The 2,689-nt window shown below is 64.1% G+C and carries 2 protein-coding genes; both read right to left on the reverse strand.

The features are described from left to right. Positions 1-75: 75 nt before the first annotated feature. Positions 76-1,458, reverse strand: coding sequence for an alpha,alpha-trehalose-phosphate synthase (UDP-forming) (gene otsA / locus AC1D1X_RS20280; RefSeq protein WP_477699007.1), 1,383 nt, complete (start codon positions 1,456-1,458; stop codon positions 76-78). A gap of 121 nt (positions 1,459-1,579) precedes the next feature. Beyond that, on the reverse strand, positions 1,580-2,689 hold a 1,110-nt coding region (locus tag AC1D1X_RS20285; protein WP_477699008.1), incomplete at its 5' end, for a glycoside hydrolase family 15 protein.

A 2,689-nucleotide genomic window follows, 5' to 3' on the forward strand; every position in this document is an offset into this window, starting at 1 on the left:
AAGTGAGTCGCTGCCGGGCAACCCCGGCCAACAACCCTCAGCAGAGAGAGCTAAGGCCGGAGCAAGAACCGGCAACTAAGCCGGTCCCTCGTAGCCGAGGGCGTTAAGAAACTCCCTCCGCCACCAATGCACATCGCGTTCCCGGATGGTCTTGAGCAGCTTCTGATGCCGCGCCTGCCGCTCCTCCAGCGGCATTTGAAGCGCACGCTGTACGGTGTCCGCGGTGCCGTCGGTATCGTAGGGATTGACCAGCAACGCGTCTTCCAGTTGCTCCGCAGCCCCCGCAAAGCGGGACAGCACCAGCACCCCGGGGTCGGCCGGGTCTTGTGCGGCGATGAATTCCTTGGCCACAAGGTTCATGCCGTCGCGCAGCGGCGTGACCAGCGCCACCCGCGCCACGCGGTACAAACCCGGCAGGCGCTTGCGCGCCACGTTGCGGTGGATGTAGCGAACGGGCATCCAGTCGAGCTCGCCGAAATTGCCGTTGATGGCGCCGCACAGGCTTTCCAGTTCCTGCAGCAGATCGGTGTAGGTGCCCATGTCCTCACGGCTGGGCGAGGCGATCTGGATCAGCGTGGCGCTGCGGAGATTTTCCGGGTACTTTTTGAGCAAGGTTTCAAACGTCCGCAGCCGCTGCGGCAAGCCTTTGGAATAGTCGAGCCGCTCGACACCCAGCAGCAGCTTGCGGCGTGAATACTCTTCCTTCATGCGTTCGTACATGTCGCGCGCATCCTGCGCGTGCGTGAGCGCCGCGAACTCGTCCACGTCTATGCCGATGGGAAMAGCGCCCGCCCGCACAGTGCGGTGAAAGGCCCTGAAGCGGTTGTCGCCCAGCGCCACCGCGCCGGCTTCGGCCTGCACATAGCGCGAGAAGTGCAGCAGGTCGTTCTCGCTCTGGAAGCCGACCAGGTCGTAGGCGAACAGCGCACGCATCAGCCATTCGTGCTGGGGAATGGCCGCCAGCACCTGCTGCGGCGGCAGCGGAATGTGCAGGAAAAATCCGATGCGGTTGTTGCAGCCCATGGCGCGCAATTCGGCCGCCATGGGGATCAGGTGGTAGTCGTGGATCCAGATGATGTCGTCGGGCTGCAGCAGGCTCATGAGCTTGTGCGCAAACAGCCGGTTCACGCGGCGGTAGGCCTCGATAAAGCCTGTGTCAAAACGCGCCAGGTCCAGCCGGTAATGAAACACCGGCCAGAGCACGCCGTTGCTGTAACCCAGATAGTAGCCCGCATGGTCTTCGGCCGACAGGTCCACCGTGGCCAGCTTGATGTTGCCCGCCTGCTGCACATGCAGCTCGCCTTCTCCGGCGGCGCCGCCCTCAACGACCGTGCCGCTCCAGCCGAACCACAGCCCACCGGTAGCATTGAGTGCATCGCCCAGCGCTACGGCCAGTCCGCCAGCCGCAGCCTTGCGTGGATCCGCTACGCGGTTGGATACAACAACTAGCCGGCTCATGGCAAACGCCCCTCTTTACCAGCGGGGGCCGCGGAACTGGCTTTGCCGGGCCGCAGGCGCCGGCCCCCTGCGAGGGGGGGAGGTGCTACACGAAGTGAGCATCCGGCGGGGGTGTTCAAGTTCATACTTGAGATTCCCACGGGGTGGACAAGCGGACGGCAGCATTGATGATCCCCACCATCGAATACGTCTGCGGAAAATTCCCCCACATCTCGCCGGTCACGGGATGCGTGTCTTCCGAGAGCAGGCCCACATGGTTGCGCGCGGCCAGCATGGTGTTGAAAATCTCGCGGGCCTGCTCCTTGCGGCCTATGCGTGCCAGCGCGTCGATGCGCCAGAAGGTGCAGATGTTGAAGGCGGTTTCGGGCTTGCCGAAATCGTCCGGCGCCTCATAGCGGCGCATGTAGGGGCCGTCGCACAAATGGGTTTCCAGTGCGTCTACCGTGGCGACAAAGCGCGGGTCTTTGGGATCGATAAAGCCCACTTCAATCATCAGCAGCACGCTGGCGTCGAGGTCGCGCCCGCCAAAGCTTTCGGCAAAGGCCTGGCGTTCTTCACTCCAGGATTCGCGCAGGATGCGTTCCTGCATCACTGCCGCATGGCCGCGCCAGTAGTCGGCCCGATCCTGCAGCTTGAGCACCAGCGCGATCTTGGCCAGCCGGTCGCAGGCGGCCCAGCACATCAGGGCCGACGACGTGTGGATGCGCGCGCGCGTGCGCAGCTCCCACATGCCGGCATCTGGCTTGTCGTAACTGTGCACGGCCTGCTCGCCAACTTCCTCGAGCCGCTTGAACTCGGCAATGCCGGCACGGTGCAGCAGGCGATGGTCGTGAAAAGCCTGGGCCGCGCCCAGCACCACATTGCCGTAGACGTCGTGCTGGAAATGCTCCTGCGCCTGGTTGCCCACGCGCACCGGTCCCATGCCGCGGTAGCCGCCCAGATGCAACATGGTGGATTCGGGCAGCTCGCGCTCCAGGCCTATGCCGTAGAGCGGCTGGATGTGCCCGCCCTTGGACTGCACCACCACGTTGGCGAGCCAGCGCAGGTAGTCTTCCATGGTGCCGACTTCCGAGAGGCTGTTGAGTGCGCGCACCACAAAAAAGGCGTCGCGCAGCCAGCAATAACGGTAGTCCCAGTTGCGCTGGCTGCCGGGTGCCTCGGGAATGCTGGTAGTCATGGCGGCGACGATGGCGCCGGTGTCTTCAAAGAGCGAAAGCTTGAGCGTGATGGC

The organism is Polaromonas sp. P1_G4 (assembly GCF_056405475.1).